This is a genomic window from Lentibacillus sp., assembly GCF_035301675.1.
Classification (GTDB): Bacteria; Bacillota; Bacilli; order Bacillales; family Amphibacillaceae; genus Lentibacillus.
The window spans coordinates 107,503-121,339 of record NZ_DATGTT010000047.1; the positions used below are offsets into that span (position 1 = coordinate 107,503).

Here is a 13,837-nt window from a genome sequence, read left to right on the forward strand (position 1 = left end):
TATGCCTCCAATTATTAAATCTGTTACCATCATACCAAATTGGAGGGGAAGAATCATATTTTTGGGTAACTGGTATAATTATCATTCTGAAAAAACAGAGCCCAAAAATACATGAACCGGCAGTATGTAAATTTGGGGTACCTCCGATAATCTGCCGGCAGAGTGTTCCAGAAAAATAAATAAAAGCTTTTTAGACAGTCGTTACGCATCATCTGCAATTCCCATCAGCTGCAGACGCAGCTGTTTCAGTTTTTCTTTTGATTTAATGATTTGGACTTTATCGTTCGCCTGTATGGCATCATATAACGTCATGAGTTCATAATCAATTTCAATACGGATAACAGGAAGCTTTTTCCGATCTATCTCTTTTCTCAGGTCCTCTATAACATATTTCATGTTACCCACAACCTTTCAGATCACTTTTTTTATCTATATGCTTTCATGCCGTTTATTGTTCATAAACAACGGAAAACGTTTACTTAGTTAATGCCCCTTTTTAAAAATTTTAAAACATTTCCGTCGAAGCGTATGCGCTTGACCTGATGATGTTTTTGCCTAATAATAATGATTATAGAGTGAACTTGATACAGTAGGGCGCTTTTTTCCCGTTGTATGGTAATTGAACGAATCGGACCTCTACGGGCAGCTGAGCTGATCCTCTACTTGGGATCCGCACGGTTAAGGGGGGCGGCCTGTCAATAATGATTGAAAGGATGGTATGAATGGAATTTGCAGGGTTTTCGACGAAAGATTTCGATATATTTACCATTGATGGCCTCGAGGAACGTATGGAAGCCATACGGGAAAATATTCAGCCTAAATTCAAAGCAATCGGTGAAGGACTTTTCGACGATATGTCGAATATGACCGGAAACGACATGTATGTACATATTGCACAGCACGCCAGAAGAACCAAGAACCCGCCGAATGATACGTGGATGGCATTTTGCCACAATAAACGCGGCTATAAAAAACACCCGCACTTTCAAATTGGTCTGTGGGATGATCATTTGTTCATGTGGCTTGCCTATATTTATGAAATGCCGGGGAAACAGGAGATTGCCAACTCGTTTCTTAATCATATAGATGATATCCGTGAGTCGGTGCCTGATGACTATGCCGTTTCACTTGATCATACAAGGAAAGACGCAACAAGCCTTTCGGAAATTGATTTAGAACAAGCTTTCACACGACTGCAAAATGTAAAAAAAGCAGAGTTCCTGATCGGAAGATACTTCAAGCCGGATGACCCCATACTATCTGATGGCAAAGCATTTTTAAAAGAAGCCAAGAACACATTTAAAACACTCACACCCCTTTATAAAATATCAATGGGGTAGAAAAAAGGGCTGGGACATAACTTAAACATTCAACATTAAAGACGAGTAATAACCGAAATATTTTAGTAAAACGTTAGGATAAATCTGAACCACCGCTGCGGAAAGATACTTCGCTGGTTTAGGTGGAATCCCATATACTATAAAAAGAAAATCCGAACTGATTCGAAATCTAACTGTCGAATTTTGAATCATAGTTCGGATTTTTCTTTGATTCAATACTTTTATCCCAATCCCTTATTGTTTACATCATTTTAATTGTTTGCTGCTCACTGTTCCTCGCCTTTTTAACAACCGCAAAACTTGCATATCCCGATGCTTGCTCAAATTCTCTAAAATAAGTCTTTTCCTCATTTTTGGCCGGAACAACTTGCTTGAATTTTTGATACGCTGCCAAAAAATCATCTCTTTTTACTTGTTTTTCGTATGCTTGCTCCACTAATGAAAAGAAGTTAACGACGTCTATGACTTCCTGTTTTGACCATGTATCATCCAATGGATAATGGTAATTCATTGTTGTTATTCACCTCAATCAAGACCATTTTCTGCGTATATCCGCAGCTTCATCAATCATAGATTGAATCAGTTCCTCCACTGTCGGGATGCTGCGGATCCTTGCGGCGCCCTGACCGGCCCAGCCAAATCCGGCTGTCTCTTCCCCTTTATAAATATACTGTTTGTTTGCTTCACCGCTGATATGCGTTTTTAATGACTCATAATCGCCATATTGCTTTTCAAGTTCCAATATTTCATCGGTCCATGGATTTTTCAATGCCCTTGCAGGTGTCCCAAGAGAACGTTTGATCACGACGGTTGCATTCTCATCCGCATCGAGCAATGCTTTTTTGTATTTCTCATGTGCATCAACGCACTCTTGCGTAGCAATAAACCTTGTGCCCATTTCGATTCCTTCTGCTCCAAGCGCAAGCGCCGCCATCATACCACGTCCATCCACAATACCGCCTGAGGCAATTACCGGAACCGATACTGAATCAGCAACCTGCGGCGTCAGCACGAACGTTCCGACATCTCCACGGCCGAGGTGTCCCCCGCCTTCCTGTCCGACAACCATGACAGCATCTGCCCCAAGCTCCGCCGCTTTTTCTGCCTGTCTCCGTGCTGCCGTCAATACAAGTTTTTTGATCGGATAATCTTCTACCAAATCAAGAACACCTTTTGGATTACCGCCCGTTACGGATATAACCGGCACTTCCTCATCAATTGCCACTTGCACCATATGTTCATAAGCTCTGCCGTGCTGACCGATAGCAAAATTCACACCAAATGGTCTGTCTGTCAGTGCTTTCACTTTCTGAATTTCATCACGTAAGGCATCAGGGGTGCCAAGACTCATAGCTGTAATCTGCCCAAGTCCCCCGGCGTTAGAGACAGCGGCGGCCAAATCTGCATAAGCAAGATAAGCAAGTCCGCCCTGAACAATCGGATAGTCAATATGTAATAGTTCTGTTATCTCCGTCTCCCATTTCATCATAAATCCCCCTTTTCTTTATTATCATATCAATAATGATGCAGGATGGCTAATACAACCTGATAAATGACAAAAAGAAAAAAGCTGCAGGAATAAATACAGCTTTTAGTTGAAAACGTATTCATTTTTGGTCGCATGCTGGACACTTTCCGTAAAATGTTGTTACTTTTTCATCATTAAAATGTTCGATAACACCCTGGCAATCCTGACATATAATCGTACCCACTTATAACATCCCTTTCTCGTTCATCTGTTAGTATAATAGTATTATAGTATGTCATATTGAACGTGTCAATTGTTAATTAGTATATCACATTATAAATTTTAAGTTTTGATCATAAAGCGAAACTTCATTCAGTGGGATGTTTTTCCCCACTGAATGTTAGTTGAGCAGAATCGGACATTTAAGGACAGTTAGCCGGCGTATCTTGACGGATTACTGTCCATTACATGCGGGGTAAAGCGAAACTTCATTCAGTGGGATGTTTTTCCCCACTGAATGTTAGTTGAGCAGAATCGGACATTTAGGGGCAGTTAGCCGGCGTATTTTGACGGATTACTGTCCATTACATGCGGGATAAAGCGAAACTTCATTCAGTGGGATGTTTTTCCCCACTGAATGATTTATGATCAGTCAGCTGTTGTTATATGTTAAAAACAGCCAGTTGCATGTGATCAGCTGGCTGTTTCTCTTTATTCTATTGTCTTAAGCAAGGCAGGATCTGCAATTTCATATCCTTTATCACGGAGCCCTGTTACAATATCTTCTAATGCCTTTGCAGTCCATTCGCGGTCATGCATCAGCAGATTGGCCCCCGGGTTCAGCAGACTGTGTGAAACATCAACTTCCGGACCTTTACCCGTTACCATAGCTTCGGTAAGCTTCTCGGCATCCATATACGGTTCAAAATAATCATATCCGTACGTCCAATTCATCGTTACCATACCTTCGTCCTTGGCAACCTGTTTCGTAAAGTCAGTATTGGCACCATTTGGCGCCCTGAAAAATTGCGGTCTTTCCCCGATGATACCTTCAATCTTATCATTCAGGCTCACAATTTCCTTTTCTTGCTTCCCGGTCGACACGTCCGGCAAGTATGCGTGGTTATACGTATGATTACCAATTTCAAAACCCATATTGTGGATTTTTTTCAATTTCTCTTCCCCTTCAGGTGTGTCAAGAAAATGGCCGTTCACGAAAAAAATAGCACCTGCATCCAAATCTTTTAATGTTTTTGCCATTTCTATTGCATATGTATCAGGAGCATCATCGATTGTCAGCAGTACTATTTTTTCATTCCCCTGTTCATTTACAGGTACGACAGAAGAGGTCTCCTCATCGATTTTATAAACCGGTTCAGCTGTTTTTTTCTTGTTCCCCTGCTTTTCTTCTATTTGTTTTTCCTCATTTGCGTTATTTTCCGACTTATTCTTGCTCGTTTCAACAGTGTCTTTTTCCGTTTCCTCTGTCTTTTCATGGTCATTATTCTGTTCGGTTTCCTCTTTTGCACCTGATGTCATGTCTACACAGGCAGTCATTAATAATGTTACTGCAAGGATAAGCCATAGCTTGTTTTTCAATAATCTGCCTCCTTATATTTTCCAGTTGCTGATTCTATTGTACAGTATAAAACAGAAACTTGACTATATATTTTGGTTTATTAACTTTCCGTCTGGGTATAAGTATACAGTATGAATTCTATATGAGGGGGGAGAATAAAACTATATTTTGGTTGAATTCTATTTGTTATTATGTTTTAATACTGAATTGTGCCAAACTGAAATGATCCGAACAATTACATAGAAAGGAGCAAAGGATATGAAAAAAAATCACAAACGTCTTTTGTATCCCCTCCATGGACGCAATCATTTTCATTATATGGAGGATATATACGAATTCGAACATGAATGAGGCAACAAATGTCCACCAAGGATTTTTAGTTGATAAATTCAGCTGGTTTTACCTTTTTGGTGATTCAGGATTTGTGATCTTTTCGACATACCTGATGTTCTCAAAATACGGCAAAATCAAACTTGGAAGACCGGACATGAAGCCGTTTTTGTTTTATGTTATACTTCGTGATTTTTGACAAAAAATATAGGGAGGTCTTATTATTAATTCTAAAAAAATTACAGCTGTTTTTTGGGTATCTCTTGCATTAGTATCTGTATTTATCATTTGGGGAGCTTTTTTTCCATCAAATGTTGAATACGTATTAGGTTTAGTTGACGGTTTTATTTCAGAGTCATTTGGCTGGTTTTATTTATTATCTACAACAGCATTTGTTTTGTTCGCATTGTTTCTGATTTTTGGACCATATGGAAAAATCAGGCTTGGAAAACCCGATGACAGACCGGAGTATAGTTATTTTACCTGGTTCGCATTTCTATTCACAGCGGGTATGGGGGTCGGTCTCGTATTCTACGGCGTGACGGAACCTGTAACACATTATTATTCACCGCCTTCTGCTGATCCGGAAACGGCAGCTGCTGCAGAAGAATCTATGCAATACACCTTATTCCATTGGGGATTCCATCCTTGGGCTACATACGCTGTAGTTGCTTTGACACTGGCTTATTTTAAATTCCGTCACCGGGCGCCTGCTCTGATTAGCTCCGCTTTTTCACCACTGATTGGTGACCGGTCTAAAGGCGGTTGGGGGATTGCTATTGATACACTGGCCGTTTTTGCCACTGTATTTGGTATTGCAACATCTCTTGGACTTGGTGCAACCCAGATTACAGCCGGTTTAAGCTATACCTTTGAAGGCATTCCAAATACACTAACAACTAATTTGATTGTCATTTTGATTGTTACGATATTATTTCTTCTTTCTGCTACAACAGGCATTAACCGGGGTATCCGATACCTGAGCTGGGCAAATATTGTTCTTGCCGTCGGATTAATGCTCTTTGTGTTCATTCTCGGATCTTCTGTAAAAATGATTGATTCGTTTACAACAACCATGGGTAACTACTTGCAAAATCTTCCAACCATGACATTTAGTATGAACGCATTTACCGGTGACAGGGAGTTTCTTGATGCGTGGACACTTTTTTACTGGGCTTGGTGGATCGGCTGGTCACCATTTGTCGGGACCTTTATTGCCCGGGTTTCCAGAGGAAGGACTATCCGTGAATTTGTCCTCGGGGTAACGGCAGTACCAGTAATATTCAGTGCTGTCTGGTTCTCTATTTTCGGTATTGCCGGATTGGAAATGGATAGAGCTGAAGGCGGCGTTATCCATCAGTTAATGAATGAAATGGGCAATGAAGTAGCTTTATTTGCATTTCTTGAGTCACAGCCTATGGCAGCTGTTGTCGTCGGTGTTGCAGTGCTCTTGATTTCCTCCTTTTTCATCACTTCTGCCGATTCCGGTACGTTTGTGCTTGGCATGCTCACCACGGGAGGAAGATTAAACCCAAGCATGGCAGTTAAGGTCATCTGGGGTATTATCCTTGCTGCAATCGCTGCAGTTCTATTGTGGTCCGGCGGGCTGTCGGCGCTCCAAATGGCCATGCTGATTGCTGCATTTCCGTTCGCGATTTTGATGATATTTATGTGTATTTCGCTCTTCAAAGCACTAAAAAGCGAGTATGATATTTTGCAGATGGAAAAAAAGCAGCGCGAGCATGATCCGGAGTTCCGGGAAAAACAACAAAAAGAACTCAAAAGAATGCGTAAAGGATTTGAAGAAACACTACCTGATGCTGAAGATGAAAGAGAATCTTAATGCACAGAGCTGTCCAGAAATGGGTCTCCATTTCTGGACAGCTTTTTCATGAATGAAAGTTCTTCCACTATAAGCTGGAAGTCCCGACTGTTTTATTCTTTTCTGAATCCATGACTGCCTCCAGTTCCTGCTCCAAAATCTCTTCCTTTCACATCTCAATCGCTTAATTGAAACCATAAACAATAAGCCACGTCCTGTTGCGTAAAAACAGGACGTGGCTTAATTATCAGGTCTTCATTCAACCCGTTTTGTTTTTTTGTTATTTACATCGTATGGATTGGCGTTCCCAATGCTACATCCGCCGCTTCCATCGTCACTTCACCAAGTGTCGGATGTGCATGGATTGTAAGTGCAATGTCTTCAGCTGTCATACCACCTTCAATTGCCAGTCCGATTTCTGCGATAACATCACTGGAATTTGGCCCGGCAACCTGAGCACCAATTACGAGTCCGTCTTCTTTTCTGGTAATCAATTTCATAAAGCCATCTGTGCTATTCAGTGACAATGCCCGGCCATTTGCCCCGAATGGGAATTTGGAAGCTTTCACTTCATAGCCGGCATCTTTCGCCTCTTTCTCAGTATAGCCGACACTGGCAAGTTCAGGGTCAGAGAAGACAACAGAAGGCATGGCAAGATAATCAATTTCTGATTTTTCACCGCTTATAGCTTCTGCGGCCACTTTTCCTTCATAAGACGCTTTATGTGCAAGCGGCAGCCCTTCAACAATGTCACCGATGGCATAAATGTTATCTACACTTGTACGGCATTGCTTATCAATTTTAATAAGTCCATTATCATCTACTTCGATGCCGACTTGCTCAAGTCCAATTTCTTCTGTGTTTGGACGGCGTCCGACTGTTACGAGAACATAATCCGCTTCAGCGGTTTCTTCTTTGCCATCGACTTCATACGTGACTTTCACGCCGTCTTCCGATTCCTCAACACCTTTAGCCATTGCTTTGGTAACCACATTGACGTTTTTGTTTTTTAGTCCTTTTTTAACAGGCTGTTTAAGCTGTTTCTCGAACGCGCCAAGAATTTCTTTTGTCCCTTCCAGAATCGTTACTTCTGTACCGAAATTTGCATAGGCAGTACCGAGTTCAATACCGATATAACCGCCACCGACAACAACCATCTTTTCAGGGATTTCCTGAAGGTTCAATGCACCGGTGGAGTCCAATACACGATCTGAGAATTTGAAGTTTGGAATTTCAATCGGTGTCGAACCGGTTCCAATAATACAGTTATTGAATGTATACGATTGTGAATTTTTTTCATCCATTACTTTGACAGTGTTTTTATCGACAAAGTATACTTCACCTTTCACAATATCCACTTTATTCCCTTTAAGCAGGCTTTCCACACCAGATGTCAGTTTATTGACGACTTGCCCTTTCCATTCCTGGACTTTGGAAAAATCAACCGAAACATTTTCAGTTGTGATTCCCAGCTCTTCATTGCCATGAGCAGATTGTGCTTTGTGTCCGGCTTCTATCAAGGCTTTTGAAGGGATACAGCCGACATTCAGACAAACACCGCCCAAATCGCCCTTCTCTACAATTGTAACTTTTTGCCCGGTTTGAGCAGCACGGATGGCAGCCACATAGCCGCCAGGTCCTGCTCCAACAATCAGAGTATCTGTTTCAATTGGAAAATCTCCTACTACCATAATCTACGCCTCCATCATAATTAATTGTGGATCGTTCAACAGTCGCTTGATCTGATTGAGAGCCAACTGTCCAGTTGCACCGTCAACAATACGATGATCAAAGCTTAGGGATACAGCCAATACTGGAGCTGCAACAATCTCGCCGTCTCGGACAATCGGTTTTTCCTGAATGCGCCCGATTCCCAGAATAGCTGCTTCAGGGTAGTTAAGAACAGGCGTAAACCATTGTCCGCCGGCAGAACCGATATTTGTAATCGTATTGGATGCACCTTTCATCTCCTCAGGTGATAGTTTACCACTACGGGCTTTTTCTGCCAATTCATTGACTTCCTGAGAAATGGTGAAAATTGATTTACGGTCGGCGTCTTTGACTACCGGAACCAGTAACCCCCTGTCCGTATCTGCCGCAATACCAATGTTGTAATAATGCTTATGAATGATTTCATCTGTCTCATCATCCACAGCAGCATTTAAAATTGGGTGTTTTTTCGATGCGGAAATCAATGCTTTTGCAACATATGGTAAGTAAGTCAATTTAATATCCTGATCAGCGGCAACTTCTTTAAATTTCTTCCGGTGTGCAACTAGTTCTGTAACATCCACTTCATCCATCAGGGTGACATGTGGTGCTTTCGTTTTGGAATTAACCATTGCTTTGGCAATTGATTTGCGGATGCCGCTCATCTTCTCGCGTGATTCAGGATAGTCGCCTTTTGGTGCCTGTGCAGCCGCCGGTTCTTGTGTACCTTCATCTGCTTCAGCAGGCTGCTCAGCTTGTTGATCGCCGCTCAAGTAGTTGTCAACATCTTCTTTTAAAATTCGGCCGTTCTTGCCGGAACCCTGGACATCCTGAATATTCGCATCGTTATCACGGGCGTATTTGCGGACTGACGGCATGGCAATGACACGTTTATCACTAGAGGACGTTTGATCCTGATCCCCGGATTTTTGTTCATCGCCCTTTTCCTTATTACCGCTGGCTTCCTCTGATTCTTCAGCCGAATCTGATTTGTCTTCAGTCTTTTCCGCTTCTTCCTGTTCTGCTTCTTCCTCTTCCTCATCATCGGATTCATAACCTTCCGCATCAAACGAGATGATTGTATTGCCCACAACAGCAACTTCGCCTTCATCTACATGGACTTTTGTCACGGTCCCTTCAACTGGTGAAGGAATTTCGACAACGGCTTTGTCATTCTGAACCTCACAAAGCACGTCATCTTCCTGAACCTCATCACCCTCTTTAACGAACCATTTGGCAATTTCACCTTCATGTATACCTTCACCGATATCAGGCAGTTTAAAGTTATACGCCATAATTACGACCTCCAATCATTGATTAAAAGTTAATGACTTCATTTACCTTTTCAATTACGTCTTTATGCGTTGGCAGCCACACTTCTTCTGCCTGAGAAAATGGATAAACGGTATCAGGCGCCGTTACGCGCAACACCGGTGCTTCCAAATGAAGGATTGCGCGCTCCTGAATTTCCGAAATCACATGTGCAGCCACCCCAGCTTGACGCTGTGCTTCCTGCACCACGACTACATGATTAGTCTTTTTCACCGACTCAACAATTGTTTCCATATCGACCGGAGATATCGTGCGCAAGTCGATCACTTCCGCTTCAATATTGTCTTTCTCCAGCTCTTCTGCAGCTTTTAGCGCGGTATGAACCATCGCGCCATAGCCAATAAGCGTGACGTCCTTGCCTTCGCGTTTAATATCCGCTTTATCAAGGTCTATCGTATAGCCTTCATCAGGCACTTCACCACGGAATGAACGATAAAGTTTCATATGTTCCATAAAGAATACCGGATCATTGTTTCGGATCGATGAAATCAGCAGTCCTTTTGCATCGTACGGTGTCGACGGAACAACCACCCTGAATCCCGGCTGCTGAGCAACGAGACCTTCCAATGAATCTGCGTGCAGCTCAGGCGTGTGAACTCCGCCCCCAAAAGGCGTACGAATGGTGATTGGAGCGGATTTACTATCCCCTGAACGATAGCGCATACGTGCTATCTGACCGTTAATCGCATCCATTGCTTCATAAATAAAGCCGATGAACTGAATTTCCGGCACCGGACGAAATCCCTGCAGTGCAAGACCAAGTGAAAGGCCGCCGATTCCCGACTCGGCTAACGGCGTATCAAACACACGGTCTTCGCCGAATTCATCCTGTAATCCTTCCGTAGCACGGAATACGCCGCCGTTTTGACCAACATCTTCACCGAAAACAAGCACATTTTCATCATTTTTAAGTTCATGGTGCATTGCATCAGTGATCGCCTGAATCATTGTCTTTTGTGCCATGATTTACTTCGACTCCTTCTCTTTATATTCTTCCATTTGCTCCTGCAGGTTGGATGGAAGTTCCTCAAACATGATATCTATCAAGTCGGTAACTTTTTGTTTCGGATAATCATCCGCTTGTTTGATTGCCTTCTTAATATCATCTTTGGCATCCTCAATCACTTTATTTTCTTCATCTTCTGACCAAAGATTTTTATCTTCAAGATATTTACGGAAACGGACAAGCGGGTCTCTCTTCTCCCACTCATTAGTCATATCTTCCGTGCGGTAACGAGTTGGATCGTCCCCTGCCATGGTATGCGGACCATAACGGTAAGTCATCGTTTCAATCAGCGTCGGGCCATTGCCGTCCACAGCATGTTCGCGGGCCTTTTTGGTAGCTGCATAAACAGCTAATACGTCCATACCATCCACGAGATAGCTCGGAATACCTGCAGCTACGCCTTTTTGTGCCAATGTTTCCGCATTTGTTTGCATTTCAACCGGAACTGAAATTGCAAACTGGTTATTCTGCACAAAGAAAATGGCAGGTGCGCCGTAAACGCCGGCAAAGTTTATACCTTCGTAAAAGTCACCCTGTGAAGTTCCGCCGTCACCGGTGTATGTAACGGCCACTGATTTCTTGCCGCGTTTTTTAAGCCCCAGTGCTACACCGGTTGCCTGTGTAATTTGTGCCCCGATAATAATTTGCGGGCTCTGACCGTTAACACCTTCCGGGAACTGATTGCCATGAAAGTGCCCCCGCGAAAACAGGAAAGCCTGATACAGCGGAAGACCATGCCAGATTAATTGTGGAACATCACGATATGCCGGCAATATGAAATCATCTTCCTCCAGCGCAAAATGACTTCCCAGTTGAGACGCTTCCTGTCCTGCCGTTGGTGCATAAAAGCCCAGGCGTCCCTGACGATTTAACGCGATTGAACGTTGGTCAAGCACTCTTGTGTAAACCATCCGGCGCATCAGTTCCTTCAGATCATCGTCTGAAAGGTCAGGCACCCAATCCTTATTCACTATTTCACCATTTTCATCAAGAACCTGGAACATTTCGAACTGACTTTCAATATTTTCAAGTACGTCTTTCAAAATGGTCACCTCTTCCTTTCTGATTAACTGTTTATATTCTTTTCCAGTCTTCCCGAAATATGAAAAAATCTGTACCCATTTGCTTTAAAACCTGTTCCCTTTTTTTAAGAATAATAATCCAAGCATGAACAAAACAGTTAAACTGTTATATTTTAAAGACAAAATTTACTGGTACAATTTTTAATCCAGTTTAAAGTTTAGCCCAATATGTCCATTCGGTCAATTGTTTTGCTTTAGTTTTTTTATTTTCCCCAAGGATGATAGCGCTTCCTGCAATTTGGCTTCCAAACATGGTTTTCTGTTATAATAACACAAAAAAACTGTATCAGTACAACTCTCTTATCCCAAAAGGTTGTCTTATTTATTGATTTTTTCATGATAAAGTCTAATTTCCAGTCAACTGCAGGAGGGCGCCGCCTTACCATTCTTCAAATAAGAACGTTAGCAACCGATTAGAAAAAACCATAAAAAAAGAATCAGATGACTTATTCACCTGATTCCTCTTCTTGCTCTGATTTTTTTGGCTCGTCTTTATTGCTTCCCTTTTCCTTCGGTGCGTTTTCGTCATATTCCACTTCAATCCCGGCTGCTTTATAAAATTCCTGTTTTAAAGCATTGTACTCGGTTGTCAGTTCATTGAATGCTTCATTTTCATCAATCACTTCCTGATAACTTTCATTCAGTTTTGTAATGTGTTTAGATAACGTCTTCTGCTCAAGATCTTCCTTTTTCAGCATTGCATATAGTTCCTCTTCAAGTGCGAGGGAGTTGGAATACGCTTCATGAAGGTTATTATAAGCATCGTATCGGTCCATCATGACATTGTACATTTCATCTGCCTTTTTGCGGGCAGCCTCCTCCTCCAAATCACCAATTATATCTTCAATATTGGTAAATTCCTCTTTAGACGCAGCAATACTTTCTTTTTCAGAATTTATTTTTTTCTTTCGCTTTTCTATATTAGCAAGCGCCTGGTCGGACAGTTCCTTAATTTTATCAAATTTTTCCATGCTCAAATCAATAATCTGACTGTATACTTTCTGTTCTTCCTGCTCAAGTTCAACGATTGAGTCCTGCTGTTCTTCAAACGGCTGTTCAAGTTCAACAGCTTTTTCCAAATGATTATAAATTTTTTCAGACGCTGCTGCACCATTGCAGGCAGACAAAATGAAAATCAGAATAAATAAACTAAAAAATAATGACTTTTTCGATACCACTTTTATTTTTTCCTCCAATCCTGCTCCGGAATTTCTATCACAGTATAACATATCATTGATCAAATCGGATTAGTTTTTTAAATTTTTGCCTGTCCTGCAGCAAAATTTATGATACTTCAAAACATAATATGTTAAAATACGGTTATCCCGCATGTAGAGTGCTTGGGACAAAAGTCTTTTTACTAAAAATCCGAACTAACTAGAAGTTATGGTTTGCGCGTTCACCCCGCTCCGGAAATATACTACCCTTTTCGCGGGCGGGAAAACCATCCGCTGAGTGAAGTTTCATTTTTATGATTGAGCTAGGGAGTGTCGATTAATGATAACTATGGATGACATCGTTCGGGAAGGGCACCCGTCATTACGTGAAAAAGCCGAGGAAGTGCCCATTCCTTCTTCTGATGAAGATATTCGGCTATTAAACGATATGCTGACATTTGTCAAAAACAGCCAGGATGAGAAACTGGCAGAAGAATATAATTTAAGACCCGGTGTCGGCCTGGCTGCACCACAACTTGGGATTAATAAACGCATGTGCGCTGTTCACTTTGAGGACTCAAAAGGAAAACTTTACAGTTACGGACTGATTAATCCAAAAATCGTCAGTCATTCGGTCGAACAGGCATATCTGTCATTCGGAGAAGGGTGTCTTTCAGTCGACCGGGAAGTGGAAGGCTATGTACCCCGAAGCGCCCGAGTCACTGTTAAAGCCACAGGGCTGGATGGCGGCGAACTGAAATTACGTTTAAGGGATTATTCCGCTATCGTTGTACAGCATGAAATCGATCATTTAAATGGCGTTATGTTCTATGATCATATCAATACCGAGAACCCATTTGCCATTCCGGAAAATTCAAAATCAATCGGCTAATGGTAACAATGCAGGAATCTATAACCTTAGGCTCCTGCATAATTTTATGTTATAAGCCAACAATAACTGTTAATAGTTCACGTTGAAAGTGCCTGCAGAATAAAAAAGGCATATCTTTT

Annotated in this window: 14 protein-coding genes; 4 read left to right on the top strand and 10 right to left on the bottom strand. The window is 41.9% G+C overall.

The features are described from left to right. Positions 1-201: 201 nt before the first annotated feature. Positions 202-396: a YkzI domain-containing protein gene (locus VK097_RS07415; RefSeq protein ID WP_324211169.1), complete on the bottom strand. Its 195-nt coding sequence runs from the start codon at positions 394-396 to the stop codon at positions 202-204. Between the two features lie 326 nt (positions 397-722). Here VK097_RS07415 and VK097_RS07420 point away from each other — a divergent pair, with 326 nt between their 5' ends. Then, on the top strand, positions 723-1,340 hold the full coding sequence (locus tag VK097_RS07420) for a YktB family protein (protein ID WP_324211170.1): 618 nt from the start codon (positions 723-725) through the stop codon (positions 1,338-1,340). 241 nt (positions 1,341-1,581) lie between these two features. On the opposite strand, the gene VK097_RS07425 is transcribed toward VK097_RS07420, so the two are convergent. The 4 genes from VK097_RS07425 to VK097_RS07440 all read right to left on the bottom strand — a co-directional run bounded on the left by VK097_RS07425 (position 1,582) and on the right by VK097_RS07440 (position 4,407). Continuing rightward, positions 1,582-1,851: a UPF0223 family protein gene (locus VK097_RS07425; protein ID WP_324211171.1), complete on the bottom strand. Its 270-nt coding sequence runs from the start codon at positions 1,849-1,851 to the stop codon at positions 1,582-1,584. Positions 1,852-1,869: 18 nt separating this feature from the next. Beyond that, complete coding sequence (locus tag VK097_RS07430) at positions 1,870-2,826, bottom strand: NAD(P)H-dependent flavin oxidoreductase (protein WP_324211172.1); 957 nt, start codon at positions 2,824-2,826, stop codon at positions 1,870-1,872. Positions 2,827-2,947: 121 nt separating this feature from the next. Further along, positions 2,948-3,052 carry a GapA-binding peptide SR1P gene (locus VK097_RS07435; RefSeq protein WP_324211173.1) on the bottom strand — a complete coding sequence of 35 codons (105 nt, stop codon included), beginning with the start codon at positions 3,050-3,052 and terminating at the stop codon, positions 2,948-2,950. A gap of 467 nt (positions 3,053-3,519) precedes the next feature. Further along, positions 3,520-4,407, bottom strand: coding sequence for a polysaccharide deacetylase family protein (locus tag VK097_RS07440; RefSeq protein WP_324211174.1), 888 nt, complete (start codon positions 4,405-4,407; stop codon positions 3,520-3,522). A gap of 266 nt (positions 4,408-4,673) precedes the next feature. Between VK097_RS07440 and VK097_RS15420 the strand changes: the two genes are divergently transcribed. Together VK097_RS15420 and VK097_RS07445 are read left to right on the top strand one after the other, a co-directional pair. Beyond that, complete coding sequence (locus VK097_RS15420; protein WP_414672166.1) at positions 4,674-4,916, top strand: BCCT family transporter; 243 nt, start codon at positions 4,674-4,676, stop codon at positions 4,914-4,916. A 21-nt stretch (positions 4,917-4,937) separates the two neighbouring features. Then, complete coding sequence (locus VK097_RS07445) at positions 4,938-6,560, top strand: glycine betaine uptake BCCT transporter (protein WP_324211264.1); 1,623 nt, start codon at positions 4,938-4,940, stop codon at positions 6,558-6,560. Between the two features lie 263 nt (positions 6,561-6,823). On the opposite strand, the gene lpdA is transcribed toward VK097_RS07445, so the two are convergent. From lpdA to VK097_RS07470, 5 genes are all read right to left on the bottom strand, one after another. Continuing rightward, positions 6,824-8,230 carry a dihydrolipoyl dehydrogenase gene (gene lpdA / locus VK097_RS07450; RefSeq protein WP_324211175.1) on the bottom strand — a complete coding sequence of 469 codons (1,407 nt, stop codon included), beginning with the start codon at positions 8,228-8,230 and terminating at the stop codon, positions 6,824-6,826. Between the two features lie 3 nt (positions 8,231-8,233). Then, entirely contained in the window at positions 8,234-9,544 is a 1,311-nt protein-coding gene (locus VK097_RS07455; RefSeq protein WP_324211176.1) for a dihydrolipoamide acetyltransferase family protein, read from the bottom strand. A gap of 22 nt (positions 9,545-9,566) precedes the next feature. Beyond that, entirely contained in the window at positions 9,567-10,544 is a 978-nt protein-coding gene (locus VK097_RS07460; RefSeq protein WP_324211177.1) for an alpha-ketoacid dehydrogenase subunit beta, read from the bottom strand. A gap of 3 nt (positions 10,545-10,547) precedes the next feature. Next, complete coding sequence (pdhA, locus tag VK097_RS07465; RefSeq protein WP_324211178.1) at positions 10,548-11,630, bottom strand: pyruvate dehydrogenase (acetyl-transferring) E1 component subunit alpha; 1,083 nt, start codon at positions 11,628-11,630, stop codon at positions 10,548-10,550. A gap of 485 nt (positions 11,631-12,115) precedes the next feature. Next, positions 12,116-12,847 (bottom strand): YkyA family protein, encoded by a 732-nt coding sequence (locus tag VK097_RS07470; protein WP_324211179.1) that lies wholly within the window; start codon positions 12,845-12,847, stop codon positions 12,116-12,118. A 319-nt stretch (positions 12,848-13,166) separates the two neighbouring features. Here VK097_RS07470 and def point away from each other — a divergent pair, with 319 nt between their 5' ends. Next, complete coding sequence (gene def, locus VK097_RS07475; protein WP_324211180.1) at positions 13,167-13,718, top strand: peptide deformylase; 552 nt, start codon at positions 13,167-13,169, stop codon at positions 13,716-13,718. Positions 13,719-13,837 lie beyond the last annotated feature (119 nt).

Coding starts and splice junctions, on each gene's coding strand:
- lpdA (WP_324211175.1), bottom strand. CDS start 8,230: ATGGTAGTAGGAGATTTTCCAATTGAAACAGATACTCTGATTGTTGGA.
- VK097_RS07425 (WP_324211171.1), bottom strand. CDS start 1,851: ATGAATTACCATTATCCATTGGATGATACATGGTCAAAACAGGAAGTC.
- VK097_RS07430 (WP_324211172.1), bottom strand. CDS start 2,826: ATGAAATGGGAGACGGAGATAACAGAACTATTACATATTGACTATCCG.
- VK097_RS07415 (WP_324211169.1), bottom strand. CDS start 396: ATGAAATATGTTATAGAGGACCTGAGAAAAGAGATAGATCGGAAAAAG.
- VK097_RS07420 (WP_324211170.1), top strand. CDS start 723: ATGGAATTTGCAGGGTTTTCGACGAAAGATTTCGATATATTTACCATT.
- VK097_RS07455 (WP_324211176.1), bottom strand. CDS start 9,544: ATGGCGTATAACTTTAAACTGCCTGATATCGGTGAAGGTATACATGAA.
- def (WP_324211180.1), top strand. CDS start 13,167: ATGATAACTATGGATGACATCGTTCGGGAAGGGCACCCGTCATTACGT.
- VK097_RS07460 (WP_324211177.1), bottom strand. CDS start 10,544: ATGGCACAAAAGACAATGATTCAGGCGATCACTGATGCAATGCACCAT.